At 53.7% G+C, this 26,409-nt stretch carries 24 protein-coding genes and 1 pseudogene; 8 read left to right on the top strand and 17 right to left on the bottom strand.

Translation table 11 applies throughout. From position 1 onward, the window contains the following. Positions 1-10: 10 nt before the first annotated feature. Positions 11-955: an NADP-dependent oxidoreductase gene (locus tag K3T82_RS42660; protein ID WP_220199545.1), complete on the bottom strand. Its 945-nt coding sequence runs from the start codon at positions 953-955 to the stop codon at positions 11-13. A 229-nt stretch (positions 956-1,184) separates the two neighbouring features. Between K3T82_RS42660 and K3T82_RS42655 the strand changes: the two genes are divergently transcribed. Further along, on the top strand, positions 1,185-1,811 hold the full coding sequence (locus K3T82_RS42655) for a PadR family transcriptional regulator (RefSeq protein WP_220199544.1): 627 nt from the start codon (positions 1,185-1,187) through the stop codon (positions 1,809-1,811). Positions 1,812-2,349: 538 nt separating this feature from the next. On the opposite strand, the gene K3T82_RS42650 is transcribed toward K3T82_RS42655, so the two are convergent. The 7 genes from K3T82_RS42650 to K3T82_RS42620 form a co-directional block, all read right to left on the bottom strand. Then, positions 2,350-2,988 carry an MBL fold metallo-hydrolase gene (locus K3T82_RS42650; RefSeq protein ID WP_220199543.1) on the bottom strand — a complete coding sequence of 213 codons (639 nt, stop codon included), beginning with the start codon at positions 2,986-2,988 and terminating at the stop codon, positions 2,350-2,352. A 128-nt stretch (positions 2,989-3,116) separates the two neighbouring features. Continuing rightward, the gene (locus K3T82_RS42645; RefSeq protein ID WP_220199542.1) at positions 3,117-3,455 is read right to left on the bottom strand and encodes a VOC family protein; all 339 of its coding nucleotides are present in this window, start codon (positions 3,453-3,455) and stop codon (positions 3,117-3,119) included. A 327-nt stretch (positions 3,456-3,782) separates the two neighbouring features. Beyond that, positions 3,783-4,547, bottom strand: a complete 765-nt coding sequence (locus K3T82_RS42640) for a MerR family transcriptional regulator (RefSeq protein ID WP_220199541.1) — start codon at positions 4,545-4,547, stop codon at positions 3,783-3,785. Between the two features lie 207 nt (positions 4,548-4,754). Continuing rightward, complete coding sequence (locus K3T82_RS42635) at positions 4,755-5,354, bottom strand: hypothetical protein (protein WP_236031899.1); 600 nt, start codon at positions 5,352-5,354, stop codon at positions 4,755-4,757. 1 nt (position 5,355) lies between these two features. Continuing rightward, the gene (locus K3T82_RS42630) at positions 5,356-5,913 is read right to left on the bottom strand and encodes a Mu transposase C-terminal domain-containing protein (protein WP_236031898.1); all 558 of its coding nucleotides are present in this window, start codon (positions 5,911-5,913) and stop codon (positions 5,356-5,358) included. A gap of 146 nt (positions 5,914-6,059) precedes the next feature. Next, positions 6,060-6,368: a hypothetical protein gene (locus K3T82_RS42625; RefSeq protein ID WP_220199540.1), complete on the bottom strand. Its 309-nt coding sequence runs from the start codon at positions 6,366-6,368 to the stop codon at positions 6,060-6,062. Positions 6,369-6,375: 7 nt separating this feature from the next. Next, complete coding sequence (locus tag K3T82_RS42620) at positions 6,376-6,966, bottom strand: class I SAM-dependent methyltransferase (protein WP_220199539.1); 591 nt, start codon at positions 6,964-6,966, stop codon at positions 6,376-6,378. 696 nt (positions 6,967-7,662) lie between these two features. Between K3T82_RS42620 and K3T82_RS42615 the strand changes: the two genes are divergently transcribed. Together K3T82_RS42615 and K3T82_RS42610 are read left to right on the top strand one after the other, a co-directional pair. Continuing rightward, complete coding sequence (locus K3T82_RS42615) at positions 7,663-8,181, top strand: hypothetical protein (RefSeq protein WP_220199538.1); 519 nt, start codon at positions 7,663-7,665, stop codon at positions 8,179-8,181. Then, a complete protein-coding gene (locus K3T82_RS42610) occupies positions 8,178-8,351 on the top strand; it encodes a hypothetical protein (RefSeq protein ID WP_220199537.1) in 174 nt (57 codons plus the stop codon). The genes K3T82_RS42615 and K3T82_RS42610 overlap by 4 nt, the downstream gene beginning before the upstream one ends. A 291-nt stretch (positions 8,352-8,642) precedes the next feature. Here the strand turns inward: K3T82_RS42610 and K3T82_RS42605 are convergent, their stop codons facing one another. Further along, positions 8,643-9,251 carry a hypothetical protein gene (locus K3T82_RS42605; protein ID WP_220199536.1) on the bottom strand — a complete coding sequence of 203 codons (609 nt, stop codon included), beginning with the start codon at positions 9,249-9,251 and terminating at the stop codon, positions 8,643-8,645. On the opposite strand from K3T82_RS42605, the pseudogene K3T82_RS42600 reads away from it, so the two are divergent. Continuing rightward, positions 9,215-9,802: pseudogene (locus K3T82_RS42600) on the top strand (IS6 family transposase); the annotation flags it as partial. The gene K3T82_RS42605 and the pseudogene K3T82_RS42600 sit on opposite strands and share 37 nt — an antisense overlap. A gap of 360 nt (positions 9,803-10,162) precedes the next feature. On the opposite strand, the gene K3T82_RS42595 reads toward K3T82_RS42600, so the two are convergent. The 5 genes from K3T82_RS42595 to K3T82_RS48715 form a co-directional block, all read right to left on the bottom strand. Then, positions 10,163-10,663, bottom strand: a complete 501-nt coding sequence (locus tag K3T82_RS42595; RefSeq protein WP_220199535.1) for a hypothetical protein — start codon at positions 10,661-10,663, stop codon at positions 10,163-10,165. 127 nt (positions 10,664-10,790) lie between these two features. Continuing rightward, a complete protein-coding gene (locus tag K3T82_RS42590; RefSeq protein ID WP_220199534.1) occupies positions 10,791-11,618 on the bottom strand; it encodes an SDR family NAD(P)-dependent oxidoreductase in 828 nt (275 codons plus the stop codon). A gap of 82 nt (positions 11,619-11,700) precedes the next feature. After that, complete coding sequence (locus K3T82_RS42585) at positions 11,701-11,970, bottom strand: hypothetical protein (RefSeq protein ID WP_307811381.1); 270 nt, start codon at positions 11,968-11,970, stop codon at positions 11,701-11,703. A gap of 65 nt (positions 11,971-12,035) precedes the next feature. Beyond that, positions 12,036-14,147, bottom strand: a complete 2,112-nt coding sequence (locus K3T82_RS42580; RefSeq protein WP_236031897.1) for a winged helix-turn-helix domain-containing protein — start codon at positions 14,145-14,147, stop codon at positions 12,036-12,038. Next, a complete protein-coding gene (locus K3T82_RS48715) occupies positions 14,048-15,232 on the bottom strand; it encodes an AAA family ATPase (RefSeq protein ID WP_236031896.1) in 1,185 nt (394 codons plus the stop codon). The genes K3T82_RS42580 and K3T82_RS48715 overlap by 100 nt, the downstream gene beginning before the upstream one ends. Positions 15,233-15,364: 132 nt before the next feature. Between K3T82_RS48715 and K3T82_RS42575 the strand changes: the two genes are divergently transcribed. Continuing rightward, complete coding sequence (locus tag K3T82_RS42575; protein ID WP_220199533.1) at positions 15,365-15,607, top strand: hypothetical protein; 243 nt, start codon at positions 15,365-15,367, stop codon at positions 15,605-15,607. A gap of 298 nt (positions 15,608-15,905) precedes the next feature. Further along, positions 15,906-16,079, top strand: a complete 174-nt coding sequence (locus tag K3T82_RS42570; RefSeq protein WP_220199532.1) for a hypothetical protein — start codon at positions 15,906-15,908, stop codon at positions 16,077-16,079. Positions 16,080-16,118: 39 nt separating this feature from the next. On the opposite strand, the gene K3T82_RS42565 is transcribed toward K3T82_RS42570, so the two are convergent. The 3 genes from K3T82_RS42565 to K3T82_RS42555 all read right to left on the bottom strand — a co-directional run bounded on the left by K3T82_RS42565 (position 16,119) and on the right by K3T82_RS42555 (position 23,346). Beyond that, the gene (locus K3T82_RS42565) at positions 16,119-17,078 is read right to left on the bottom strand and encodes an alpha/beta fold hydrolase (RefSeq protein WP_220199531.1); all 960 of its coding nucleotides are present in this window, start codon (positions 17,076-17,078) and stop codon (positions 16,119-16,121) included. Between the two features lie 417 nt (positions 17,079-17,495). Then, positions 17,496-19,235 carry an FAD-dependent monooxygenase gene (locus K3T82_RS42560; protein ID WP_220199530.1) on the bottom strand — a complete coding sequence of 580 codons (1,740 nt, stop codon included), beginning with the start codon at positions 19,233-19,235 and terminating at the stop codon, positions 17,496-17,498. An 883-nt stretch (positions 19,236-20,118) separates the two neighbouring features. Continuing rightward, on the bottom strand, positions 20,119-23,346 hold the full coding sequence (locus K3T82_RS42555) for a helix-turn-helix domain-containing protein (protein ID WP_220199529.1): 3,228 nt from the start codon (positions 23,344-23,346) through the stop codon (positions 20,119-20,121). A 519-nt stretch (positions 23,347-23,865) separates the two neighbouring features. On the opposite strand from K3T82_RS42555, the gene K3T82_RS42550 reads away from it, so the two are divergent. Then, entirely contained in the window at positions 23,866-24,834 is a 969-nt protein-coding gene (locus tag K3T82_RS42550; RefSeq protein WP_220199528.1) for a helix-turn-helix transcriptional regulator, read from the top strand. A 134-nt stretch (positions 24,835-24,968) separates the two neighbouring features. Then, positions 24,969-26,162 carry an MFS transporter gene (locus K3T82_RS42545; protein WP_220199527.1) on the top strand — a complete coding sequence of 398 codons (1,194 nt, stop codon included), beginning with the start codon at positions 24,969-24,971 and terminating at the stop codon, positions 26,160-26,162. Positions 26,163-26,409 lie beyond the last annotated feature (247 nt).

The following is a 26,409-nucleotide window of genomic DNA, read 5'->3' as shown; positions in this document are numbered from 1 at the left end:
CTTTTTTTGGCTATGCAATCTGTAACACAATTCTGCCACGCCCATGACCGCTCTGAGACAGCTCGTGTGCCTTCTGCACTTCGCTCAGGGCAAAGATTTTCCCAACGGTCACTTTGAGATGTCCTTTCTCGATCAAGCGAACAAGCTGCGGTAATAACGTTTCTAAGGGAAGAGAAGATTCCCCGCGACTGAACATCGCTTGCACACCGCGCTCTGCGGCTTGTTCCATTGGTGGTGGAGTAGCGATGGAAATGAGCCTGCCTCCAGGCTTGAGGACCGCGAGATCCTCTTGTAAGGTTTTTCCTCCAACTGCATCGAAGACCATGTCAACCTCCTTGATCACCTGGGTAATCGGAGTCGTGGTATAATCTACCACCTGATCGGCTCCCAGAGAACGAACGAAGGCGAGGTTCGCTGTGGAAGTGGTAGCAATCACATGTGCCCCTTTCCATTTGGCCAACTGGACCGCTAATACCCCCACACCACCTGCTGCGCCTTGAATCAAAAGATGCTGACCTGCCTGGAGCTCACCGTGCTCAAAGAGCGCCCGCCAGGCCACCATTGCGCCTCCCTTGATCGTCGCGGCCTCAGCAAACGTCAAGGTCTCTGGCTTCGTTGCAAGCAAAGAGGCATTGACGGTGATATACTCGGCGTAGGCTCCCCTTTCAGTCCCTCCAAAAACAGCCTGACCAGGCGCGAAGCCCGAAACTCCAGGGCCAATGGCCTCGATCACTCCCGCCACTTCCACACCTGGGATGTAGGGAAATGCTTTGGGCATATACTCTTGCATCAAGCCCTGGCGGATTTTCCAATCGAGCGGATTGACGCCTGCCGCGTAAACACGCACGAACACTTCACCTGTTTGAGGTTGAGGACGTTCGATCCATTCGAATTTTAGTTGCTCCGGCCCCCCATAGCTATGGACCCGAATGGCTTGCATCAATGGTTCTGTCATCGTACCTTTCTCCTTCTTTCTCCATCGTTTGGGAAAAGAACCCGCCTGCCGTCTGGCCAGAACGGTCAGGTCTTGCCTCGTTTGATACATCCCTCAGAAATATATCTGCAAAGAATATACCTTGGGAAAATATACTTGTCAAGTATAACTCTGATGTGGTAGGATGGGGCCATCCAATCCACCAGGATGCGCAGAAACCAAGCAACGCGAGGAGAAAGGAACAAATGCGATGGCAGAAAAAACTGCTTATCCCATCACGTATGCAGTGTTAGCTCTCTTGGAAATGTGGGGACCAAGTTCGGGCTATGATCTCAAACGGGGCTTCGATCACGCCCTGATTCCGTTTTTTGGAGTCGTCTACAGTCAGATCTATCATGAGTTGCAACGCTTGCACACATTCGGCTGGGTAGAAATGGAAATGGAAAGCTCCTCCTCACGTCCTGCTCGGAAACGTTACACCATCACACTGGCTGGCCGAGAAGCTTTAGCGGCCTGGCACACGCAGCAACTTGAGAAGCCGCAATTGCGTGATGAGCTTTTCCTCAGAACCATGTTTGGGCAAAGCGCACCACCTGGAGCACTAGCAGAGAGTTTTCGAAAGGCCATTGCTGACCATGAGCAGCGTCTGACGCAGGCACTGATTGAAGTGCAGACGCATGGTAATCCGCTTGCCGGGCTCTCTGGTACTGGAGGGGTTCCTGCTCATGATACCTACCTTGGTCTGGTCGTCCAATTTGAGCAACGTTTCGAGGAAATGTACTTGAGTTGGCTTCGCGAGACACTTACCTTTCTTGAAAAATACGAAGAGAAGAAGTCAGAGGAATGTGTGCCACCATCTGAAACGCGCGGGGTGTAGATCTCTTTACTTTGTGGATGGTAAAACAGGTAAAAGAGGCATAGCCAGCAGAGGAATTGGGCTTCCTTCCCCTCTGCTGGCTGCTTCAGGCTTCTGAATACTCACCCACCGAATTGTCCAATTTGTGCCATAAAACGTGGCGCGATTGGCCTACGAAGAGCTGTCAGCAGATTAGCTTCTTCCACAAAAATGGCATGGCATTTTATCTCATCTATTCAGACCTTGCCAAGTGTGCTCAAATGAGCAAGTTTTCTCGTAATATATGGCGCGTAGGTCGTAGAAATCGCTGCTGGAGCGGCTTGCTTTTTGCTTGCATAAATTGGCGCCCAACAGCGAGAAGACGCTTTTAGCTGATCTGTTTTGCCTGCATAACTCATATGTGACGATGCCATGCCGCTCCTCCTAACTCGTAGCAGAAAACACATCACAGAAACTGCTTCTGCTACGAGTCACTCGCATTTTGGTTGACTTGTAAAGCGGCTTATGGATGTATGAGAGATACTTCCATGTATCCTGGGCAATGGACAACATCTTCCGTCTAGAGACGCTCAGTCAGCGCTTCCCACAGATTCCCGCGTTGAACGGGTTCTCCGTGTGCGGTGCAAACCCAGGTAAACGAGAAGTGCTTGACTTCGCTCAGCGAACGTTTCAAGATGGCTTTGTCCCAGGTGAGAAATGCCGATGCGGGTTGCAATTTCCCTTTCTTACTCATGACCAGATCTCCGCAAAACAGCGTGTCACCAGAAAGAAAGGAGACATGCCCTGGGGTGTGTCCCGGCGTAGGAATGACCTCTATTCCCCCGATCCTTTGCCCTGGAGCATAGGTGGCGTCGATCTGCGGAACCTCTACTTTGACGAAGGTCTGAATCAGGCGTTTGAAGCCTTCCCGGTTGCGCTGACCAAGAATATAGGGCAGATCCTCCTGGGGAGCCCACAGCTTTGCGCCAGATGCTTGCTGCAAGGCTTTTGCATTGCCCATATGATCGACATCATGATGCGTCAGGAAAATATGAGCAAGGTCTGTGGGTTTGAGACCGAGGGTTTCCAGTTCCGTCAGGATCGCTGCTGCGCGTCCTGGCAAACTGGTATCAATCAGGATGGGTTCCTCTCCCATGATGAGATAGACATAACTCCCATTGGTTGACTGTAAGAGATGGACCCCTCTAGTGATTTCCATGAAGATGATTGACCCCTTCGCTTTTTCTGCTTGAACAATATGGATGATATCGAAGCTCTCACACGCTTCCTGGAGCAGATCCAGAAGGCTGGCATGGCGATGTGATCCAGAGAATGTATGCGTGCTCGCTACCGACTCGCGACCTCGACCGTAAAACCACCTGGCGCTTGCACATAAAAGGTCCAGGCGTGACGGCGCTGTGGTGGCTTGACCTCAAACCCATCGTTTTTCAAGCGTTGATAGATCTCGTTGACGCACTCCGCGCTTTCCTGAGCAAAGCCGATATGAAACGTACTGGGATAGCTGACCTGACTCGCTTTCATCAAGGCGAGGACCAGATTATCGTCGTCGAAGAGCACCGTCAGCCCCTGGTTGCCGCCCTGCTTGCGTAACCCGAAGTACGTTTCGAGAAACTGTGCGGCGGCTGGGACATTCGTGACAGCCAGATTAAGGTGGTTCATTTTCAAGTTGAGATACCCCCCTGAAGAACAGCATGTATGTTACGACAATCAACATGTTTATTCTAAAAGGGGTGGTGTACATATGGAGGGTTAAAACAAGTTTCTTGAAGAGGAGACAAATAGCTCTTTCCGTTGACATCTGTTGCTCTTGCGTTCGTCCTTCGTTTCTGCTAGAATTACTCCTCGCACGGTGAGTTACACCGGAATGCACGCCTGTGGAGATCCTGTAAGACCCGGTATATCCAGGCACGTTGTTCGTTGAAGCAGGAACCGAACGCGAAATATGGCTTGTCCATCTTTGGGTCAGTTTCGGATAATGGTTTTGTGGACCGCTTATTGCGTATGGAGCATCTCGATCATGCGCCCGATCAGCTCAATCATCTCCTGCGCGCGTTGTTCCAGTTTCAACAGACTGGCAAGCCAGCGATCAGCGGCGACCACCACATAATCATGGGTATCCTCTTCAGACGGAATGTTCAGCGCATCGCGCAGGTTCCTGCTGTTGCCGCTGTCCGCCTGCTGCAACATACGCAGGATAGCCGCCAGACTGAAGCCAGACTTGACGAGCATACGGATCACGCGCAGGCGTCCCAATTCGGCGCTGCCATACAGGCGATACTGATTCGCTGGCTCGCGTGGGACTGTCAGCAATCCGTTGCGCTCCCAATTGCGCAGCATATCGATGGATACGTTGAGGTGCGCGGCTGCCTGGCGAATATGCATTGGATGTGATGAGGCATCCAGGGCGTATCCCGCTGCCCAGCGTTCGAGAAACGCAATAGCGGCCTCGGCGTGGGTGCGCTCGGCCCGCACATCAGCAAGATACTCATAGGCAAATTCCATAGCCATGCCCAGATCGTCATTGGCTGCGCTTTTCACCAGATCGATGAGGTGCTGTTTGTTCCCTACATATGGCCAGTGCAGCGCCAGATGCGCGAGCCGCGCCTGTTCCAGGTGGATCGCGCGGTATTGGCGATACCCATTGGTTCCGCGTGGAACGTTTGACAGGAACCCAGAAGCTTCATAGATCCGAATGGTGTTGACGTGGACGTCCAGTTCCTGTGCTAGATCGCTTGTTCGTAAAAATGTGGTAGCCATACGTTTCCTATTTTCAGCCTCTCTTCAAAACATCTTCTGGAGAACGAGCAAAAACGCTCCATATAAAAACCAAGGTTGTACTGTCTCATTCAGAAAGTCTCCAGGTAATATCTTTCTTAACCCAGTGGAGACCGTGGTTAAGAGTGGCGGTCATACGTTTGGGGTGTGAGGGAAATTTCCCCCGATCTCCCTTTGGCTTGATGTCTCTCACCGCCAGACATGTTGGATACTCAAAGCGGGGAACTCCGATGTGCGATTGCTTAACGACTTCATCCATTCCAGTTGCTCATCAACGCTGTGGCTTCCGTCTCCTTGCATCAAGCGATGTCCTTCGTCAGCGAACACGGCTTTCACGCGTGCGCGGATAAGCGCTTGTTCCGCCACCTGGCGCATCTTGAACCAGTCAATTGTGCCTAACTTGGCGCGGGCTGGTTTGGGAGCAGTCATGATATGAGCCACACTGCCGACCAGCTCTTTGACCAGCACATGTTCTTTGAGCGTATCGATGATTTGCCAGTAGTAATCGAGTCGAAGGTACGCTCCCTGGTCCGGCGGGATCGGCTCTAACAGGAGAATCGGAACGACGAAACGATCTGTTTCCTCATCTTTAAACCGCTCTGCGATAATACTCAGCGCTTTCGACTTTCCAACGCTATCAGGTCCACAAAGCAGCACATGGGTCGCATCAGCATGTTCTTCGACCCGCAAAGAGAGTTGATCATCCACATCCTGCAGATGCGCGTGTTTGACGACGACCGCTTTAAATGCCTCCAATCGTGCTCTTGCAACTGGGGTCAATTGTACCATGTTATCGATACTCCTCTAAGGTTGGAAGGGTCGTCAGATCAAGTTCATCGTCCATTTCCAGGTCGCTGTCGCTTGCTTCGAGAGAGGCTCTGTTCGTCGGACCAACAATCGCTTCGCGAATGGCTACGCCTTCCAGATCGCGTTGTTGCTGAGAAAGCAGCGCTTCCTCGGTGAGCAGGTCTTCCAGAAACGCAGCCAGCCTTGCACTGTCGATGCCGACGCGCTTGCGCTGATGGACCCGTTGCTGTTCCCGCCATTCATCCAGGATCAGTCCCCATTCTCGTTCAGAACGGCCCTGGACCTGAAGCAAGGCATCTTCAGCACAGGTCAACCATTGTCCATCCACAAAGGCATAGGCTCTGCTCATATCAAACGGCTCGTACCGAACCTTGACAGGTTTGCCAGCTTCTTTGGAGAAGCGCATCAGGGGATGGTAATAACGAAACCCATTGACTACGACTCCGCATGCAGCATCAAGCTTGGCATAGTTGGTGCGCGTGGTGGGACAGGTGAGGATGAGAAACTCTTCTGAGTAGGGGATTAGGCGATGGGTACGCATCCCTTTCCTTCTGGTAAATTCAGTAGATCGATAGCCATAGGGCGTAGAGACATATGCGTGGGTGGGTCGGGACACGCTAGCGGCGAGGCACACGAACTCAGGTTCATGGGATAGGCGCAGTGTGCTCGCCACCAGACTGGAAATGGTTACGGTTGCCCTGTTACCACATAGAAGCGGAACTGGGTATGCATCTGTTCCCATTCTGCCAGCATGCTTGGCAGAGTCTCCTCAATGATCGCCTCACTGATTCCTAATTGAGCCTGATAGCGAGGGCGCAGGCTCTCATAGATGGCCTGAAAGTCGCGTTGGAGGAGCAGACCAAGACGTCCACCCCATTTGCCAACTGGCAGATCGAAAGGGGTTGTCTGGCAATGACGCATTCCTGCCTCCTGGGCATATTGCCCCAAAAGGGAGATTTTGGAGGGATCGATGCCGTGCGGCTTGCTCAGTTGCATGCCCCAGTCAAACCAGCGTTGGGTATAGGGCCCAGCTGGAGAGAGGGTATTGCCCCCTCAACGAGTTCAATCCATCCACCGGGGCGGTGACTCGTAGTAATTCTTGGATGACGGCGGTCCATTGTGTGAGAGGGATACCCATGACGAGGAGACGCTGATGGACAAAGTCAAACATGTCGTGTGGGAATGGCAATCCCTGCAAGATGTTGCCACGAATAAAATGGTAGTTGGGTATGTGTGCTACATTTTGCTGCTGAAGGGGCTCTAGATCTACTCCCATGACTTGCGCATGAGGGAAAAGTTGGGCTATCTCAATGGGCCAGCGACCTGTTCCACATCCAACATCGAGGATCTTGTTCACGTTCTCTGGGTGAAGCGGGGCAAGATAGTAGCCCCGCATAGCTTGGCGAAAGAAATAATGCTGGAAATCGAGCCGGTTTCCGTCTTCGAGATCCTTGGGCAAGACATAGGGAACATCGCTATAATACCGTCGTGCTCCAACGGTCGTCGTGTGAAGGCTATCGGGAGCTTGACCTCTTCCCTCTCTAAGAGAAAGAGGTGCTGAGGAAGGTTCTTTCCGTCTACGAAACCATGGCATTGTGCTCTTTTGTTTCCTCTTCTTTTTATTCTAGAAGCGCATCATTTGCTGGTAAAACAGCAGGTACAAGATATCGCTCTCTGTAAATATACCGATGTTGATGCTTGTTTGTAAAGCCACATAGAGTCGAAGAAAGTGGTCATTGAGCAATGTTACTCTTTTTTTATGGAGAAGGTCTGGCGGCAAGGGGTGTATGGGACGGAGCGACGAGATTGTATCGTTTTCGATCTCTCATTGTGGGTGCTCAATCTCTTGGGTAGGAGCCGCAGCAAATCTGCATTTGCTGCGAAGTGGGCCAACTGTATCACTGTGTAAAAATGAGAAGAGTGGCCGGTTCGGTTCTGCCTGGCTGATGGGACGCACTCCATGGCAGTGATACAGGAGAGTTGCCACCTGTGTGAGTAAAAAAATGTGAGAGGTTGTGTGCCAGATGTGTAAGAGGGAGCAGAGGGTGAGGCACGACCAGTTGGGCCTGGTGCTGAGTTGGGAGCAGGTAGAGACAGCGATGGATGTGTCTTGAAATCCAGCGGGAGCGAAGGTGTCACAAGCCGTTGTGGTGGCTCGTGTGGCGGCTTGAAGGGCTGTTTGAGGGTGTCTCAGACGTGATAGGACATGTCTGAGACGGCTTGGCAAGCGGGATGTGAGCATAAAGGTCTATGAAGGACCAGCGAGTAAGGATGCGGAAATGGTGTGAGGATGGTCCCAACGAGGCCACCAGCCCTGCATGATGGAGCGCTCTCTGAGCGCGAGGAGGAAGGTATGACTCCGAAGCATCAAGCCTTGATTGATCGTACGCTCCAAGCGGTGAATGAGCGTGCTTACCTGTTCGTACGGTCTCTTCGTCCTCCTGGGAATGGAGAACCTACGCAGGGCGATCCAGCGAAGCGCCGCTCTCAAGAGGAGAGGATGGAGGCACTTCGTGCCAGCCTATTGGGACAACAGCTGCGATGGATTGCCGAATATGTGGAAGGGTATCTAGCGGCGAGGGAACCGGAACGCAAGCAGCGTTGGGCTTGGTCGAAGGAGGAGGAGGTCGTGGTCCGGGGAGGCATGCGCCGGGAGGTGTATGCCGTGTGCGCGATCGTGTATGGGTCGGCTGCTGAAGGGAACGCGTGGTCCTACCTAAGGCAGTGGCAGCAACGGACCTGGGTTAGCTCTTGCATGCGGCCCTGTTGCAGTTTTATCAGCAATACTTGCCTGTGGATCAGCTTGTGAGTGTGGGCAAGGCAGCCAGGGAGAGTGGGATCGCTCGGCAGACGCTGCATGAATGGATGGAGAGTGGACGAGCCAGGTGGATCTATGAGGCCGAACACGATGTGATGTGGCTGGATCGGGAAGAAGTGGACCGGTTGTGGCATGTCAAACGGGGCTTGAAGTGGAGATGAGTGATCTGGGAGCGTTCGTGATGAGAGTGAGAGTCCATGCTGGGGGGGGGAAGCCTCGCTGGCGAGAGCGTTGCCCAGAGGAGAGAACACCTTGCATGGCAGGGAGAAGAAACGGTGCTGCCTGTGAGAGAACAGGTGAAAACATGGTGGCCAGGGACGGAAGAAGGTGAGCGTGAGAGGATCAGCCTGGCGCGTTGGTGCTATCGGCTGGAGCTGGCACGCTCTGAATAAGATCTGTTTCAAAGTGCGCCACTGCCCATCCTCGTCTCCTCTCGCATGCTCTTGCACCTGTTAGAAGCCAGGAGGGGTGAAAGGGAAGGGGGGAGAGTAGTGGAGGAGGCCGAGGCTGATGGTGGAGGTGTGAGCGTCCTCGCGCCGGCGATAGAGGACGTAGGGCCCCAGCTTGACGGTCTGGAAGATCACGTCATGATACTGGCGCGGGAGAGCGGTGGGTGAGACGCCTTGCAGGAGGAGGGGGACGACCTCGGCAGGGCGGGCCTGGGCCACTGACTCAGGGATGGGCTTCTGCTGCTCGTCTTGGCGATTTAGGGCCTTGAGGAAGGCGTGCATGGGGAGCGTGAAGGTCCGTTTGGACACAAAGAAGACCTCAAACCAGCCTGCGGCATTGCTGAGGTGTGCATGGAATTCAGGGAGCTGAGCTTCAAACTGCGCCAGGGCACGCTGTGAGGCTTCCGCTGAACCCAGCAGCGCGGTCACGGGGGCGTCGAGGCCCTGGAGGCGTTCCTCTGAAGGGCGCGTGTGTGTCGTGTCTGTGAGCGTGGCGAGAAAGGCCGATTCATCAGGCTGCTGCTCAAGATCATCGAGGAGTTTCATTGTCAGCGTGAGCGATGCTTCGAGTGCGCGTATCTTGCCGCGAAGCCATCCGAGATTGGGAAACACGGTTTGCTCCACTGATCGCAGAGCAGGTACGAACCCGGCGACGTGGACAGGCGGGAACATCCTGATATGTCGACGAAACGTATCTTAAGGCGCTTGGAAAGTGGTGTTACTTGTATCGGGCCATCGATGCTGATGGCCATCTGGTTGATTTTCGGCTGAGCGAGAAGAGGAACATGGAGGCAGCTCAGCAGTTTTTCCATCAGGCTGTTGTTGTCGTTGGCCATGTTCCCAATCAAGTGACGATGGACGGCCATACGCCCTATCTGCGGGCCATACGTGAGATGATGAGCAGCAACATCCAGCATTGAACACACAAGTCTTTGCAGAATCGGTTGGAGCAAGGCCATCGAGGAATCAAGCAACGTTATTATCCCATGCGTGACTTCGGAAACTTCGAATCAGCAGCCCAATTCTGTTCTGCCTTTGATGAATGACGGCACTATTTCTGTTCCCGCTCTCCTATAAAAGCAGTTATCTCACTCATACAACAACGACAAGCCTTCCTCCGACGCCTTGCTGCCTTGAAAGCGTTCATACAAGTCGCCTCATAGTGAGAAACACACAAGGAGTAGATTCTCAGGACTCCTTATGAGTTTCTGTGTTCTCAGTTCTGACACTACCACCCGAAAGCCATTGGGCCAACTGTTGTATATTGCCAGTGCTGTTTCATCTCTTTCCATTCTGGAGTGGACAGGCTTCACTGGAAAAGGTCTCTTAATGCAAGTCATTTGCAAATTTTGAGACAACGCTACCCGATCAGACCCCACCACTAATTGCAAATGACTTGCATTGATCAAAATAAACAGAGCGATTCGTTTGCTGAGATGCATGCCCGTGGTTCTCATGGCGGGCATTGGTCTTCAAGAAAGAAACGTTTGCCAGGAAAAGCCCTCGCCTGAACCGAACTCATCCTATCGATTCACCTCAACCGTCAAGACCCATCCCATATAGAGCGAGTAGGGCAACGCAGACAAAATCCCGGGCAAGGTCCAATAGATCCCGCTCTCTTTATTGAGCAGTAGCAGGACGCCTCCAACGATAAATGGCACTGTGATGAGTTGACTCAGCAGAAGCATGCCAAGTATGCCATACCATGTCTGACCCTCAAAAAAACCATCCTTATGTGCGTGCTTGAACTGATGCATAGTCACGACGCTCATGACGATCCAACAGATCAGGCCGATTCCCCCGATTTCGGCCCCTAGCGCCACCAGCGGCTGCTCAGGGATGAGCATGAATAAGGAGACGATGAGCACCTCTATCAACGTCAACAGGCTCACCCAGGCTCCTCGTGAGACAATGGTTCTCTCCAGCAATTTTTGTAAATTGATCGAGATGCCGACAAAAATCAGCCCAGCCAGAACCGCCGCAGCCCCTCCCGCAGTCACAAAAAAACTTTCCCATGCTGTCATATGTTATTTTCTCCCATTTCCCTGCACTTTTGCTCGAACATTGCTCTCCTCCGTATTCCTTCCCTCTTCGTACCCTCTCAAACTTCGTTTGCCAGGTACATGTCTGCGGAGGGAGGAGTCTGACTGATCACGAGGCAGAGACATGGTTGCTGCTCGTGTTTGTCCTCAACGAGGGGGGATTGGATTTCAGCGATTTCATCACCGCATTCGCGAAGACACGGCGCGGCAGCATGCGCCAGATGATGCTCATCATGACGTTAAACGCTCCAGGAATCGCAAAACTGCGCCCGCGCTCCAGATTCTTGAGAGCAAACGCGACCACCTCCTCCGTTGTCATGGTCGGTCCTGGAGCCGAAGGGTTGCCCGAGGCGTGTATAAAGTTTGTCTTGACCTCGCCGGGGCAAAGCGCCAGCACGCGCACGCCGTCGTCCTTGTACTCCGCCGCTAAGGTCTCGGAGAACGAGAGGACGAAGGATTTGGAGGCTGGATAGACGGCCATATAGGGGATCGACGCAAAGGCTGAGATTGAGGCGAGGTTGATTATCGCCCCCTCGCCGCGTGCAGTCATGGCAGGGAGAAAGGCACGGGTCATGTCAACGACACTCGCCACGTTGACCATGACCTGCGCGTGATGCCGTTGCGAGTCCACGTCTGTAAAATGCCCATAGGAGCCAAAACCCGCATTGTTGATCAGCATATCAACCACGAGCCCACGTGCCTGCACTTCGTGCGCAATCGCGGATGCAGCATTCTCCTGACTCAAATCAGCGGAAATAACCTCGGCTCGCACTCCATAAGTAAAGGTGAGCTTCTGCGCGAGGTCGCGGAGGCGCGTTTCGGTGCGTGCGACGAGAATGACATGCATTCCACGCGCTGCCAATGCATGAGCGAAGGCTTCTCCAATGCCCGATGACGCGCCTGTAATCAACGCCATCTTGCCTGCATAAGTGTACATCAATACTCTCCTTGTGGTTTTAGCAGAATGTCTTCCAATGCTCAAGGGATGCTCTTTTTGGTCTTCGTATTGCGCGAAAGTATCATTGCTCCTCTTGGGTTGACGGGAATTCGTCTGCCTCCAGGGAGAGCAAGACGAGGCCAAGACTGCGAATTTTAAGGAGCACCCGGTAGAGTGCTGCTTGATCAACCAATGATCCGTACAGCGCAGTTGTATCAGGACCATGAGGAGCAATCTGAAGATCTTCGAACCATTCTTGCCAGGAGGGGTCCAGGTGTCCTTTGATCCACATGCGATAACGTATCGTGAGCGCCTCCTTCCTTCGTGCGTGGATGCTTGGAGTATAGAGCACAAAGGGGTGAGTTGCCCTCACCTTATGGAATGATTCTACGTGGGTGAGGGGAAAAGGCAAGAGGATCAGGAAGAGGAGAGCAGAGACCAGCGCCGCGCGACCTCGCTGGCTTCGATTCGGTTACGAACACCCAGCTTGCGATAGAGATTCTGGACATGCGTTTTCACGGTATTGACTGAGATCACCAATTCACGCGCAATCTCTGGGTTGGAGCGCCCAGCGACCAGCAAATGGAAGACTCGTTGTTCCTGATCGCTCAGTGGTTCCAGAAACAGCGACTCCCCTCGAAGAGGAGCAGTCTCCTCGGCAGATCGGGTACCAGGCTCCTGGGCAAAGGCGCGCAGGAGGATTCGTACAAAGGCGATCAGGGACGCCTCGTGGAGCTCTGGCAGCACTGTTTTGAGCAGGGAGTGCATCGCTGGGCCTTCATCGAGAAAGACACGCTGAAAATTTTCAGGTTGCGCCAGCCTCAACGCCTCTGTAAGAGAGCCTTTGGCCTGTACAGGTTTGTGGCAGGCAACGTGGGCCAGAGCCTCCAGAAGCTGAATTTCCAGCACGCTGCGTCTGCGCCCTTGAGCCCGGGCTTTCTCTTTCCAAGGGGCCAACTCGTTCAATACGGTTTCCCCTTTCTGTTGCGCAAGGCGCAAACGCGCGAGGAGCAGTGCTTCCTCTTGTTGTTGCAACAGTGGAAGGTCTTGCTCCTGGTTGAGCGTGCGGGGATCGAAAGCGTGTTCCTTTTCTTGTGCCCATTGTTCGACCGCCGACAGATCGCGATGTGCCAGTTGCAATCGTGCACGGCAGGTGCGAATCGCTCTCAGAGACCAGGGGAAGCGAGTATGCGTCTCCCAGCGCAAGAGAAGATCCAGAGCCTGAGTGGTCTCGCCACACGCTTGCAACAGGCGAGCCTGGATAAGTGCGCCCGACGCCAGAACGTGGATCTCTGCCTCTGGCTTGTCTCGGAGTGCCAGCGCTGCCGACAGATAACGCTGAGTGTTGGAAAGCGCATTGCATTCATACGAAAGTTGCGCCAGACAATGATACGCCCAGGAAAAGAAGAATGGTTCTGTGCTTCCTGTTTCCAGCAACAATTGCTGTCGAACAATATCTTGATCTACATCAATATAAGCAAGGGCTTGATGGTAGTAGTGTGAGGCCCTGCGCAACCTGTTCTGTTCCAGGCATACTGAGCCCAACAGAAGGGACGCATAGATCACCGAGGAGAGCAAACTGAGACTTTTCGCTCTCCGGTATCCTTCAAGAAAGTGCTGACAGGCTACCTCCATCTCGCCTGCCAGAAAGGCTTCTAATCCGCTCATCCCAACATTGTCTGTATACAGCAAACTGTGTTCGGAAAGCAGCGGTTGGGCCTGACGAGCCAGCGCCAACACATTGCCGAGATCGCCCTGAAAAAAGGCCAGCTCGGCGTGCAGTTGCAGTGCTTCTCCCAGTTTTTCCCACTGCTCTGTTGCCTCAAAGCCCTGCCTCGCCCACTGAAGAAGCCGTTCGACCTGTTTCCAGGTAGCAGGCGAACGCCGATCAGTCGTAAACGTCAACGCGAGGACAGCCAGCAAACAGAGGTCTGGTTGGGTTTGCACGATTTCCTCAGGCAGTTGTCTCAGCCACTGAGACAAATTCTGATACGCATTGCGAAAGCTCTGCGGGAGGACAAAACGCTCGATCAGTGTGGTAGCGCGCGCAAAATCTTCCCCAGCCAGCGCTGCTTCAATCGCTTCCGGGAGCATGTGCTGGTGCTCATACCACTCACTGGCTTTTCTGTACAGCGAACGTACGGTGGCAGCTCCCAGGCGGCGTCGGGCTTCGTGCTGCATGGCTTGCGCCCAGAGCATGTGATAGCGGTACCACTGCCGACTCTCATCCATGGGCAGCAAGAAGAGATTGGCACGTTCCACCTGGGCAAGGAAGCGATCACTATCCTCTTTGCCCCTGATAGCATCGCAAAGCGAGGCGCTCAAACGGTCGAGCACGCTTGTCTTCAGCAAGAAATCCTGTAGCGCTTCAGGCAGACTCGCAAGCACTTCTTCGCACAAGTAATCGAGCAGGAAGCGCTGGCTCCCACTTAGTGTCCGCACATAGACGGAAGGATCAGGGCTTTTTTTGAGCACGAGGGCGGCGAGTTGGAGTCCGGCAATCCAGCCCTCAGTGCGCGTTTCCAGCAACGCGATATCGGCCTCTGAGAGAATGAGTCCCACACGTTGAGTGAGAAAAGAGTGCGTTTCTTCCCGCGTAAAGCGCAGATCGGTATCGCGGATCTCTTCCAGATGACCACGCGCACGAAGGCGGGCAAGGGGAGGTCTGGATCAATCCGACTAGCAAGCAAGAGATGCACATAGGGAGGCAGATGCTCCAACCAGAAGGTCAGGGACGCATGAATCATGGACTCGTCGATCACATGATAATCATCCAGGATCAGCAAGATGGGCGAGGTGGTTTCAGCATGCTGGTCAGCCAGTTCATTGAGCAACGTTGTTACACTCAGAGAAAGCGACTCAGGACTGTGCAGGAGGGCGAGCGCACGCGCTCCAATTTCCGGACGACATCGACGAAGTGCTGCAATGATCGAGATCCAAAAGCGCATCGGATCATTGTCCAAGGGTTCCAACGAGAGCCAGGCCACGGCCTCTTGATGGCTGTGGGCCCATGTTGAGAGCAGGGTCGTCTTTCCCCAGCCTGCGGAGGCAGACAGTATGGTCAACGGGCGAGTGAGGGCGCTCTCCAGGATGGAGAGGAGACGTTCCCGGTTGACAAGTGTGGCTGGCAAACGGGGAGGAGCAAGCCTGGTTATCGCCATCATCACGCGTGCCTCGGTGTCGATACGCCCCTGTTCTCCCTGGCTGAAAGGAACGTCTTTCTCAGCAGACTGGCTCTGCAAATAAGGAATCGAGGGAGGCGCGTGGGTGGGTGTTGGAAGAGGTCTCTGTTCGCTTTCCTGCAGCGCCTGTGCTATCTCCTCTAAGCGCTCCAGTGTCAGCGTTGTACTTGTTCCAAGATAGCGCTTTCTGTTCCGGCCAGAGCTGGTGCGATAGGCATACCAGTAGCCAGTTCCACGAGCCCGGAACTCTTTGAGCACGTTCAGGTGCCCATGTTGGCCTTGGAAGGAAAAGGAAGAATGGGTCATTAACCAGGCACGCCACGCTTCCTCGTTTTCAGGAATGATGAGCTGCGATGGATGGTTTGGCGTATCTAAAAAATAGAGATGGTGCTCTGTAGACCAGAGCAGCACATGAGCTGGTAGCTTGGGCATAGACTCCTTCCATGTCCACAACGGATCTCCTCCCCAACTCCCCAACATGGGGGGAGTATAGCAGAAGCAAGATGCACCTGCAAGCCTGCGCGTGCTCACCTTCTCGTATGCATGTGCCCTTGCTCGAGCAGCATGCCAATATCTCCACTACAGCAGCAAACACGTCTTAGAGGGCAGCGACGCTTGCTTCCCTTCAAACACACATTCGGGAAGCCAGAACGACCGGACCTGCCTGGGGATGGTTGGCATCATTGTGTTGGTGTGCTTGGTCGAGGAACATCGATCCTCGCGTTGATATCTCCCAAAACGTGCGGCCCAAAGCAGGCATCACCTGACGAGCGACTGCGCGGATCGTCAAAAACGAACCGCCTATAAGCGCAAGAGGTTGTCACGTCGTGGGCAAGAAAAGAGCATGAACCTTGGCCCCTACTCTAGCACTCGCACTTCCAATGGATCTAACATTTCTTGACGCTCGATATCCCGCTTGTGAAGTGAAGTGTAACACGAGCTTATCCCATCGTGCCCAGATGTGCTCAGACGAGAACAGGGGCTCTTGTGCTGCTATGTCGTCAGAATGGGAGAGCGAAGAGGTGCGATAGGTGAGATCTAACTGTGTCCCCCGCTGTGTGGCCTTGCGCTGTAGTAGGGGAAGACCCATCAAGGGCAGCACCAGATGACCATGAAGCAAACGCAGAGCCGCATTCCCTCCCAGCAACACGCTAGCATTGGTCTCCGTATCGCGCAAGAGCGCCTCTCCAATGGGCCGTCGTTCCTGCTCGTAGGTATCCGGCAGGGAAGGGGACTGCTTCCCTCTAGCACCAGCGCCAGCTTCCAGGCCAGGTTATAGGCGCCTTAAATACCTGTGTGCATCTCAGGGAGCAACTTCTCAGCGCTTGTAGCTCTCTCTCGAAATACTGTCAAGCAGGTCCCGGATCGCTTGTATGACGGCATCCGAGCGGTCAATGTGCATGAACGAGTGTCCAGCATGTTTGAGTCCTCGGTATTCCCCATGCGAAACCGATGCGGCGAGCGCCGTGTAGAGAGCGAGTTTCCCGTCATTGATCTTCAGTAAGAATGATCTGGACATAGTTGCCTCCATGGACGGATCGAGGCCGAGGGCATGCAGGACGATCATGGGGATGTCCGGGATGGGTCCGCCATTGCGCAACTCGGTCGAGAGCTTGCCCGTATCCGTTCTATCTGTAGCAGGCCATTCCTGAAAGGTTTTCGTCAGGGATCGCATGTGCCAGTCGATCAGTGGTTCACGAACCTGCTCCGGCCATGCTGCAAACATCTGACGATACAGGTTACGATAAAATGGCTTGATACGAGGGAGCAAGCAAAGGGTTGCCAAGAACCCTCGGAGCTGGTCGAGCACGGTTTGCTTCGGCATAAAGGCATTGAAGTCCTCATGGCCGGGTTCTAATAGGAGCAGGCCCACCACCTCATTGGGGAAGCGTTGTGTGTACCGACGAGCATAGAATCCGCCCAGAGAGTGACCAACGAGGAGATAGGGAGCCGATATGTTGGCAACCTGTAGCAACGTGTGGAGCTCATCGACGACCTCAGTGGTGGTTCTCGGCAGGGGCACCTGATCGCTCCAGCCTGTTCTCCCACGGTCGTAGATGACTGACATGGTGAATGGCGAGATCTGGTGATGAATATTCAAGAAGTCAAGACCAACCATGCCCGCACCGGGCAGAAACACGACCGCCGGACCTCCAGTCCCTGAGCGGGAGAGCAGCAAGCGCCGCCCCTCAACGGTGTAGAGATCCCCTATTGGAGGGGCAATATGTTGGATCATATGCGTGTGCAATGGTGCATTTTGTCTCTTTGTCTGAGTCATGCTCTATTATTCCTTTAGAAAGATAGAGAGTCAAAAAGAAATCCAATTCGGAGTTGCGATGTACATTCCCCCATAGCTTCCGCTAAGGGCGAGCAAGCGGTAAAACGTTCCCGAGGATTTCGCCAAGACCGGGTTTCTGGTGTATTCCTGCTTTCCTCCACACGGTGGAAAACCGTCGAGCGAGAGATCCCGAGGAGGAGGGCAGCTCTCACAGTGCATATCACGCTCACCATATGCAGCATCACATTCCCAATCTGTGGCTGGTTTCCCCGACCGGAAGCATCCTCTGGAGCAACATGGTAAGATCGTCGTCTTTCTCACTCCGGCCCGTGCCGTGCCTGCGAACTGTGAGGTCGCCCAACCTTGCGCGGAAGCTGTCTATCACTTGCGAGCCGCATAGTTTCCCTCGTGCTTGGCTCAATGTGTCCGTGTACGCACAAAAATAGAATCCAGGTAATCGAGTAGTGTCTCTTCCCCAGGAAGCAGGCTGCGAAATCCAATATAGCCATCCGGTCGAACCAGGTAGAGTGCTTGCCCCCGTGCTCCATAGCGCCTATGTGCTTCCCCCTCAGGGTCAAACAAGATCTCGATACTCTCATCAAGGCCTTGTATTGGCAGCCCGCTATTGAGAATGAGCAGCGGTTTGATCTCTTCGCCAACGCTGCCCAGATGCATCTTGACATGCTGTGCCTCATCGAGCAGCGTCAGGATGGTGCTTTTGCTACGCTCAGATACTTCTCCGCCAAAGAGCAGCAGATGCCAGCGGGTTCCTCGCATCTGTTGGAAGAGGCTGGTCGCATGCTGTTCAGCTGTCCGCAGATACGCTATATCTGGCGCTCGATCTCCCGCCTGTGGCGCGGAACGAAATGCGAGCCTATCCCATTGCGTCCGGAGGTGCTCGGACGAGAACAGGGGCTCTTGTGCTGTTGTGTCGTCAGAACGGGAGAGCGAAGAGGTGCGATAGGTGAGATCTAACTGCGCCCCTCGCTGCGTGGCCTTGCGCTGCAGCAGGGGAAGACCCATCAAGGGCAGCACCAGACGATCACGAAGCAAACGCAGAGCCGCATTCCCTCCCAGCAACACGCCAGTATTGGTCTCCGTATCGCGTAAGAGCGCTTCCCCAATGGGTCGTCGCTCCTGCTCGTAGGTATCCAGCAGGGAGGGGGTAGCCTTGCCCTCTAGCACCAGCGCCAGCTTCCAGGCCAGGTTATAGGCATCTTGAATACCAGTATTCATCCCTAGCCCACCAGCGGGGCTATGGATATGGGCAGCATCACCAGCGAGAAAGACGCGCTCCATTCGATAGTGGGTTGCCAGGCGTTGGTTCAACACAAACATCGACATCCAACTGGGATTGCTCATACGAGTGTGAGCCTCCCCTGTTCGCTGCTCAAACAAGTGTTGAAAGAGAGCGAGTGACGGTTCTGTCTCCTGCTCCTGGCTCATCTTCGGCGCGGCGACAACCAACTGCCACTTCCCCACCTCCTCAATGAAGGTCGCCGAGAACAAACCATCGGCATGCACCCAGATGTGTGCCGCTCCATCCCGGCTGCGGTCCCAATCCATATCGACTTCGGCAATCAGCATCAGTCCAGGCAGCGTCTTGCCCTCAAAGGGAAGACCAAGCAGATGGCGTGTGGTACTCCGTCCCCCATCGCAGCCGACAACATAATGGGCACGTACCTCTGTTGTGGTATCAGGAGTCGCAACAGTCGCAATGACCCCATCTTCCTCCTGACGCAGTTGCACGAGCTGCTGACGATACTCGACTGTCCCGCCCAGCTCCTGCAAGTGCTCTCTCAGAAGCCGCTCGACGGTAGGTTGCTGAATAAACCACATAGCTGGGTAGGGTTCATGCTTGAGGGGGGCAAAGGCCATTTCTCCAATACGCCGGTCGCCGTCGTAGAGATACCAGGGAGGCACCTCACGACCCTGTCTTAACACGCGTTCAATAATACCCATGCGATCGAACAGTTCCATTGTTCGAGGTTGCAGAGCATGAGCCCGCACAATGGTATACGGCTCCTCTCGCTGCTCGATGAGACGACATTGCACGCCTCGTGCCATTAAAGCGCAGGCGAGCGTGACGCCGACCGGGCCGGCTCCCACGATGAGAACATCGGTATCCCATTGTTGTGCATTTCTCTCTTGTTCCATGTATGTCTCCTTGATGTTCTGTAAAACGACCCTCTCTGATAATTGAGATGAGGAGTTAAACGAACAGCTTCTATTCATTGCATTTTGGCTTCGCTTTGTGCCACACCGGAAAGCCAAAATGCAGGCAGCGGGCGAACAGTGAGAACGTGCTGGCTAACGCTGGCCAGCTTTGCCCAAGTGCGTGATGACGCTTCTGATCCATTTCCACCAATCGCACTAGCGCAAGTTCAAGGTGTATTCCACTGAACACGTTCAGATGTATCGGACTTCTATCCTCAAATGGTCATAAGATGGCAAGGCAAGCTGTTTAGGGATCATAGCTACATTTCCGCTCCTCTCACCCAACTAACTGCTCTTTGACCAAGGATTCCACCTCATCACCCGACTGCACAAAACATGAAGAACCATCTCATATCTCTTTTGAAGAAACTCTTTCTGCACAAACGGGCGTTTCGCGAGTTCATAATCGACCAGCCAAGAATATTTCACCGATCGACATGCTCGCCATCCCAGTCCCGCCAATGCTGCGATTCATTCGATTGCTGGGCTGTCTACTGCCATCCGGACAAAAAACAGGTCTTCATCTCGATGAGTATGCTCTCCTGACAGCTGGATCAGCTTGTCTTATCCAGAGAACTCATGCTAAATATACCTATTCGCTTTTTCCTTCTTCGTTCTTACGTTGTTATTTGTCAGTGTCTTCACTAGGGGTGTCACGTCCTAGCGGGTATATCATGAGGATAGCCGCTAGGGCGTGAAAAGTATATATCAGAGAATATATCAACTTTCACCAAGGCGAAGTTGATATATTCAGGGCTGATAGCGCCTCGAAAGCTACCATGCTTATCGATGAATGCTTTGTCGTGGAAATGGAGGCAAGCACTTATATCTCTTGAGGTACGGTGTGCAGAAAGTCACATATGTCTTGTGCCTGATAATGTTGCATGTTCTCAAAGAGGGCACGCGCGGTTTGCCCCTGTCGCCGGGCTTCGCCGTAGAGACCTTGTGTGGCAGCTACGGCAGCTAGCCCGGCATGGGCATGTGCGATGAGTTCGGTGAAATCATGGGGGATCGTGCTCAGGAGTTCCTCAAACTGCTCTCTGGCCTGTGAATGTTCGGCTTGCAAGAGTGCATGTTCACCACGAGCAAGAAGCGCCTCACCGCGTAAGATGGGCATGTTAAGCTTTTGCGCAATGGTCCAGCCTTGCTCAAGGTGGCAATGAGCCGCCTGTATATCGCCCTCTCTCTGGTAGGCGATGGCAAGCTGTATCAGATATTCGCAAATGAAGGCCTGGTGCTGAATCTGGCGCGCCTGCTCTAGAGCATCCTGGAAGAGCACGCGTGCTCTTCCAGGATGATGTTGCGATAGGAGCACCAATCCCTGGGCTGCGAGAAACTGGCAGAGGCTAAACGCTCGGTTCTTTTCGCCCTCATGTTCGCTAGCATACTGAAGGGCAGCCTGAGCTTGCTCAAAGTGACCCATTTTACAGTCAACCAGGCTTATTCTCAGGTGGCACCAGAAGACCCACCGTTGCAAATTTAGGGTTGCTGCTTGTTCCAATGCCTGAGCATACAGGCTCCTGGCCGTGGTATATGCCCCTCGGAGGTAAGCGATCTCGCCTTGGTGATAGTCGAGAGACATACGATAGTCGCTCAGCAGCAGGGCCTGAGCGTCGCTATGTGCTTGCTGGAGATAGGATGAGGCACGGGTGAGGTCGCCTTTGTGGATAGAGAGCATTCCAAGATTTGACACGATGTTTACCGCGAACCTTTGCTCCTTTTGATGGGCGAGCAGGTGGTATGCTTTCAGCAGATAGTGCTCTGCTCTTGGCAGGTCTCGCTGGCTCAGACCCAGAATGCCCCTGGTTTCGTAATAATGGACAAGCCAAGGATCATCCAGGCGCTCAGCGACGTTGATGGCTTCATCCATGTATGTAGCCGCCTCTGCATAGTGGCCCTGCTGCGCGAGCACCGTACCAAGTGCGGAGGAAAGTGCGCTCTTCACAGGGGTATCCTGCGGAACAAGAGCCAGCCCCGCTCTCAGAATCGCCTCTGCCTCTGGATAATTTGCCTGCTCGCGTAGAATTAAGCCCAGGTTGTGGGCAATGCGCGCTCGAACCCTCGGATCGCCTTTGCTGCTGGCAAGCTCATAGGCTTGTTGGAAATACTGCTCGGCCAGATCATAGGGTGTATTTGCGCGCAAATAGGAGGACAGATGAAGCATCATTTCTAAGTAGAGTTCGTACTCTTGCCATTGGTGGGCAAGTTCCAGGGCGGCAAAGATGATCTGGTTCTCCTGGCCCAGCAACATGTTCTGATCCTGATGTTGTTCGATAAAGCGCGCGACATAGCGAACCAATCGTATTTCCGCCTGATGGTCTGTGCGTCGACTTCTGGCATAATCTGCGATCGTTTGGTGCAGGTGATAGCGATCGCCATTAACCTCAACAAATCCGGCGTCTACCAGGCGATCAAGTAAATCAGGGTCCGCATCGATGGCTGCTAGCGCGGCATCTTCGGAGAAGCTATGGGGCTTGGCTGGGAAGACCGAGAGCGCATAAAGAGCCTGCGTCTCCCTCTCGGTGAGGACTGCCTCGCTCATCTGAATAATGGCTTGCAGTGTCAGAGGGGTTCCGATGGGGAGACGTGTATCACGTTCAACTCCCGCCTGGGGCTGAGCAAGCTGCAAACGTTCGGTTACCTGGAGCAAGCGGGTCACGGTCGCCTGAAGACGGCGCTTCTGATGATGGCGTGATTGAAGCATGACATGCAGCCCGACCAATTTGAGCGCGAGAGGCAGGCCACCTACTGCCTGGATTAAGGGGTGCAGTTCTTGCTCGCCCATCTCTTGCAGAGCGGGCGCATAATCGATGAGCAGTGCTCTCCCCTCGGCTTCTCCCAGTTCTGGAACCTGGACAATCTGATGCCCGGCGAAATGCGCAGCTACCTCTGGGAATCGTGTGGTAAGGAGATAGGCACATGCTGGTCCTCCAACTATACAAGCCAGGGCATCCTCAATTGTCCAGGCATCATCGATAACCAGGAGCATGCATTTCATCCCAATGGTATCTCGTATCAGGTGGGACCAGGCATCGCTCGTGGTGAGAGATTGCCCTCCTTTGATTCCAAGCAAACGACTCCAGCGACTGAACAGGGATGGCAGATGTGGCCTGGGTCCTAGTCCGGCCCATAAGACACCGTGCGCAAAACGCTCTTGGATCTCTGGATCGATTGCCAGTACAGCAGCCAGGGTGGTTTTGCCAATGCCAGGTAAGCCCTGTAACGCGACGCGGTGGATGATCGGATCATGTAATCGCGCTTTGATCTCCTCGAGCAATGTGTTACGACCAATCAACTTCTGCTGATGAGAGAGATAGACAGGGATGGCTGGATCGAAAGTCGGTTCTTCTGTATCAGGCATGTCAACGATCTCTGACTTGGTGGCGGTTTGTCTTATCAGGCCAAGTTCCTTGAGATCTTTCTGGAAGAGCGCGCAGAGCTTCTTGCGGTAATCGGGGCCGGGAAAAACCACGCCATTCTCCCAGCGATTGACCATAAAGGCTTGGGGCGCACCGATGAGATCCGCGACCTCCTGTTGTGACCAGCCCCGCTCCATACGAGCACGCTTCAGCAGGAGATTCGGTTGTGTGTGACGTACTGACTTCTCGGTACGGCTCGGGGCAAATTCCTTTTGCCTGCTTGCTTTAGTGGGGGGAGCATCCTGATCCGATACAAGGGGAAGCGGAGAGGTAGCTTCCCTCTGCGTTTCCTGGGGTGTCGGAATGAAGTGATCGTTGGTAAGTGCCTGAGCCACCGCTTGCAGGTGCACCAGGGTGACATTCACTGCACGTCCGAGATACCGTTTTATGGTATGCCGACCAACCGAGCGATAGGCATACCAGTAGCCTGTTCCTCGTGAGCGGGTCTCTTTGACGATGCTGACATGCCCTGCCTGTGTCTGGAATGAAAAGGAGGTCTGTTTATGCAGCCAGCTTTGCCATGCCTGTTCGTCTGTTCGCGCAAAGGAGTATTCTAGCTGACCATGTGTCGATAATGTGTAGCACTGTTGCGCTTCTGACCATGCGAGCACATGCGGAGAGAGTTTAGGCATAGATCCTTGTTGCTGAAATCCCTTCGAGAGTTGGGTATAACAGTCCTACTCACCCAACATTGATGAGTGTATCATAATGAGGAGTGCATAGGCAAGCAAGAAGCAGAATTGCTCTAGCATACGACGCTGCTTTTTCCATACATACTATCTGCTAGACTGCCTACCACGCAGTGCGATCAAGATGTACTCGCCCGATAGCAAGAGATTCGCTTGGTATCAGGTGATCAGGAGACGCTGAAGATGGTGTCTGTGTACTTGGCGTTTTTGTGAACGATCTACCCACGGGATGCGCAATAAGATGGGAAGAGGGTTAAAGATGGCCCCAGCGGCCATGGTGATGAGCTCGCATTTGCTTACCACAACAGAATAAAGAATCGGAATGAAAATGGCCATCGGGAAGAACAATACGCCAAAAGAGGAAGGACCCTGGATCACAGGAGCTTTCTCTGGTAGTATTGTCTCCATGCGGATCTATTCTTTCGTACAAAGAGAACTACGATGAAGAGGCAGGAAGACACGATGACAAAATCATCGACATATAACAACATAAATATTTTTCGGGAGCCAGTGCGTCACGCGTTGAAGCCATCTCTTTCAGGAATAGACCACAGGGATCAAGAGATCTGTATCAATCTTCCTTTCGCGCTCGTCTTTGAGAGCTTGACCTATGTTGGTGTCGTGAGTCGCCAGACGTGGCAGGTTCGCCCACATTATCATGATCACTTTGAGCTCTGCTACGTGGACAAGGGAGAGGGGTGGTTCGCCATTGATGATGTCGTCTATGCGGTCAAGAAGGGCGATCTCTTCCTCACCAAACCCTGGGAGATCCACCAGGGAGCCGCTCGTGGAGATACTCCCTATCGCCTCTATTATCTTGGTTTTGAACTGGACACCATGAGTCATCTTGAAACCGATTATTACCAACTCGGCATCCATCGTATTTGCCCAGACCTGCAAGAAACACTTCGACACACCTTCAGTGAGTTGTTGACGGAGCTTCAACAGCAACAGATGCATGCCCTCGAAATGATCCAAAGTCTCTTCCTGCGCCTGCTCGTGTTGGTCCTTCGCCTTTATGAATATACCGGGCAGATGGAAGATCGCAAAGACGTCCTATTATCTCCTATCATACGCGAAGTCCTGAACTCCATTCATGCTGCTCGTGGATCTTCACTGACCATCGAGCAGCTTTCCGAAAAAGTCCACCTGAGTCGCTCCCATCTTGCCCGCGAATTTCACCGCTGTCTGGGGATACCACTTGGCCGCTATATGCGCACGGTCTGTTTGGGCTGGTCCAAGCTCTACCTGCGTGAAACTCCTGCTTCCATTTCCCAGATCGCCGAACGTTTGCATTTCCCTTCTATTCATAGTTTCAGCCTCTTCTTCAAACGGCACACCGGCCTCTCTCCTCAAGAGTACCGGCGACAGGCCACGCAGCATCTCCTGACGTTTCCCGTCAAAGAAGGTGCCGATGAGCGAAAACGTTAAAGATCTGGCACTAAAAGAGAAAGACAGCGACTCCGATGTGCGCTACACTGCCCTCATGACGATTCGTTCATACTGATGACTATCGCCATCGAACGGGTCTCTCTGTCTCTACTCTTTCTAGTTTGGATGACGACATGCTCAAAACACGATCTTCGACGCCGACTCGCTTGTCGGTGTCAGCGAAACAGATCGTCTGTGTCTGCTTCGTTTTTCTGGTGATTGGACTCAATGATGCGGCTAGCGGTGTTCTCATTGCGAGCATCCAGGCGCAGTACGACGTGGATAAGGCCACAGTCGCGCTCACTTTCCTCTGCGGTACCACAGGCTTCCTGATTGCCGCCTTGACTAGCGGGCCATTGCGTGAACTGCTGGGCACAAGGCGTTTATTGCTGCTAGGGATGGTATTCTTCCTCCTGGGTCTGGCAGGCCTCAGCTTGTTGCCGCCGTTTGCGCTCTTCACGCTGCTGCTTGTCCCGATTGGCTGTGGTTCTGGCATCCTCGAAGCGGTATTGAACGCCTCCATCGCCTCTCTGCCCAGGAGAACAGTCCTGCTCACCTACCTCCACGCCTCCTATGGTATCGGTGCGCTGCTGGGGCCGACGTTTGTCTCCACCTGGCTCGTCATCGGACTACCCTGGAACACGGTCTACACCTGCTGGTGGGTTCTGGGCTTGCTCGTGCTGCTCGGTCTCGCGCTGACCTTCAAAATGCCTCTCAACGGTAGTAAAATGGAAGAGACGAAGGGTGAAGGCAATGTGCTCGTGGCGACGCTGCACCTCCCCATTGCCTGGATCGCTGCACTCTTCCTCTTGCTCTATGTAGGCCTTGAGGTGAGTCTTGGGAGCTGGTGTTACAGCTATCTGATCGAGGGACGACGCTTGAGCCCTCTGCTTGGCGGCTGGGCCAACAGTGGCTACTGGCTTGGCCTCGTGTTGGGACGCATGCTATTGGGTGGCTTCATTGAGCGGGTCGGCGAGAAGCGTGCCATCCAGAGCTGTGGGATTGGTGTGGTGATTGGCCTGCTTGTCGCCTGGCTCTTGCCGATAAATATCGTCGTTGCCATCGCCTTCTGTTGGGTGGGCTTCTGTCTGGGACCGATCTTCTCGACAATCATCTCCTTGATGGCGAAATATCTCTCCTCACGCCTGCTCTCTAGCGCCATTGGCTTTATGACCAGCGTGGGGAGCATGGGGGCTGCCTTCTTTCCCTGGCTGGCTGGCAATCTGATTCAACACTTCAGCCTGTCGGTGCTCATGCCCTATGCAATGATGGTTGCGTTCCTGATGCTAGGCTCCTGGCTGGCTCTGCAGACGCATCCCCAGGCTTAACAGGTGTAAAACTGCTCAGATTCACGCTATTGCCCGATGGGAATAACTAGGCCACACACAAACACCACTGCCTGAGTCAGGACGACCACCGCGCAAAAGGATATATTTACGGAGCATTTCGTCCAGCAGTGAGGCATTCACTGCCCCGTTTTCTCGTAGGGCTCTGGAACCTTGGATTGCCTTTCTTGAGCAGGTGGAGAGATGGATTGGGCCTGAGACGCAGTGGACCTACGCTGTTCTGGACGAT

The sequence above is a fragment of the Ktedonospora formicarum genome (genome assembly GCF_016587355.1).
Lineage (GTDB): Bacteria > Chloroflexota > Ktedonobacteria > Ktedonobacterales > Ktedonobacteraceae > Ktedonobacter > Ktedonobacter formicarum.
The sequence above is the reverse complement of the archived record's forward strand: the minus strand, read 5'-3'. Positions and strand labels throughout refer to the sequence as shown.

Bases quoted from the DNA above. Each gene is read 5' to 3' on its own strand.
- K3T82_RS42640 (WP_220199541.1), bottom strand. From the start codon at position 4,547: ATGGCTACCACATTTTTACGAACAAGCGATCTAGCACAGGAACTGGAC.
- K3T82_RS42660 (WP_220199545.1), bottom strand. From the start codon at position 955: ATGACAGAACCATTGATGCAAGCCATTCGGGTCCATAGCTATGGGGGG.
- K3T82_RS42650 (WP_220199543.1), bottom strand. From the start codon at position 2,988: ATGGAAATCACTAGAGGGGTCCATCTCTTACAGTCAACCAATGGGAGT.
- K3T82_RS42545 (WP_220199527.1), top strand. From the start codon at position 24,969: ATGCTCAAAACACGATCTTCGACGCCGACTCGCTTGTCGGTGTCAGCG.
- K3T82_RS42565 (WP_220199531.1), bottom strand. From the start codon at position 17,078: ATGACTCAGACAAAGAGACAAAATGCACCATTGCACACGCATATGATC.
- K3T82_RS48715 (WP_236031896.1), bottom strand. From the start codon at position 15,232: ATGCCCAAGCTACCAGCTCATGTGCTGCTCTGGTCTACAGAGCACCAT.
- K3T82_RS42570 (WP_220199532.1), top strand. From the start codon at position 15,906: ATGACCATGAAGCAAACGCAGAGCCGCATTCCCTCCCAGCAACACGCT.
- K3T82_RS42630 (WP_236031898.1), bottom strand. From the start codon at position 5,913: ATGCGTACCCATCGCCTAATCCCCTACTCAGAAGAGTTTCTCATCCTC.
- K3T82_RS42560 (WP_220199530.1), bottom strand. From the start codon at position 19,235: ATGGAACAAGAGAGAAATGCACAACAATGGGATACCGATGTTCTCATC.
- K3T82_RS42655 (WP_220199544.1), top strand. From the start codon at position 1,185: ATGGCAGAAAAAACTGCTTATCCCATCACGTATGCAGTGTTAGCTCTC.
- K3T82_RS42575 (WP_220199533.1), top strand. From the start codon at position 15,365: ATGCCAATATCTCCACTACAGCAGCAAACACGTCTTAGAGGGCAGCGA.
- K3T82_RS42595 (WP_220199535.1), bottom strand. From the start codon at position 10,663: ATGACAGCATGGGAAAGTTTTTTTGTGACTGCGGGAGGGGCTGCGGCG.
- K3T82_RS42620 (WP_220199539.1), bottom strand. From the start codon at position 6,966: ATGCCATGGTTTCGTAGACGGAAAGAACCTTCCTCAGCACCTCTTTCT.
- K3T82_RS42550 (WP_220199528.1), top strand. From the start codon at position 23,866: ATGACAAAATCATCGACATATAACAACATAAATATTTTTCGGGAGCCA.
- K3T82_RS42625 (WP_220199540.1), bottom strand. From the start codon at position 6,368: ATGCAACTGAGCAAGCCGCACGGCATCGATCCCTCCAAAATCTCCCTT.
- K3T82_RS42635 (WP_236031899.1), bottom strand. From the start codon at position 5,354: ATGGTACAATTGACCCCAGTTGCAAGAGCACGATTGGAGGCATTTAAA.
- K3T82_RS42615 (WP_220199538.1), top strand. From the start codon at position 7,663: ATGGTCCCAACGAGGCCACCAGCCCTGCATGATGGAGCGCTCTCTGAG.
- K3T82_RS42590 (WP_220199534.1), bottom strand. From the start codon at position 11,618: ATGTACACTTATGCAGGCAAGATGGCGTTGATTACAGGCGCGTCATCG.
- K3T82_RS42555 (WP_220199529.1), bottom strand. From the start codon at position 23,346: ATGCCTAAACTCTCTCCGCATGTGCTCGCATGGTCAGAAGCGCAACAG.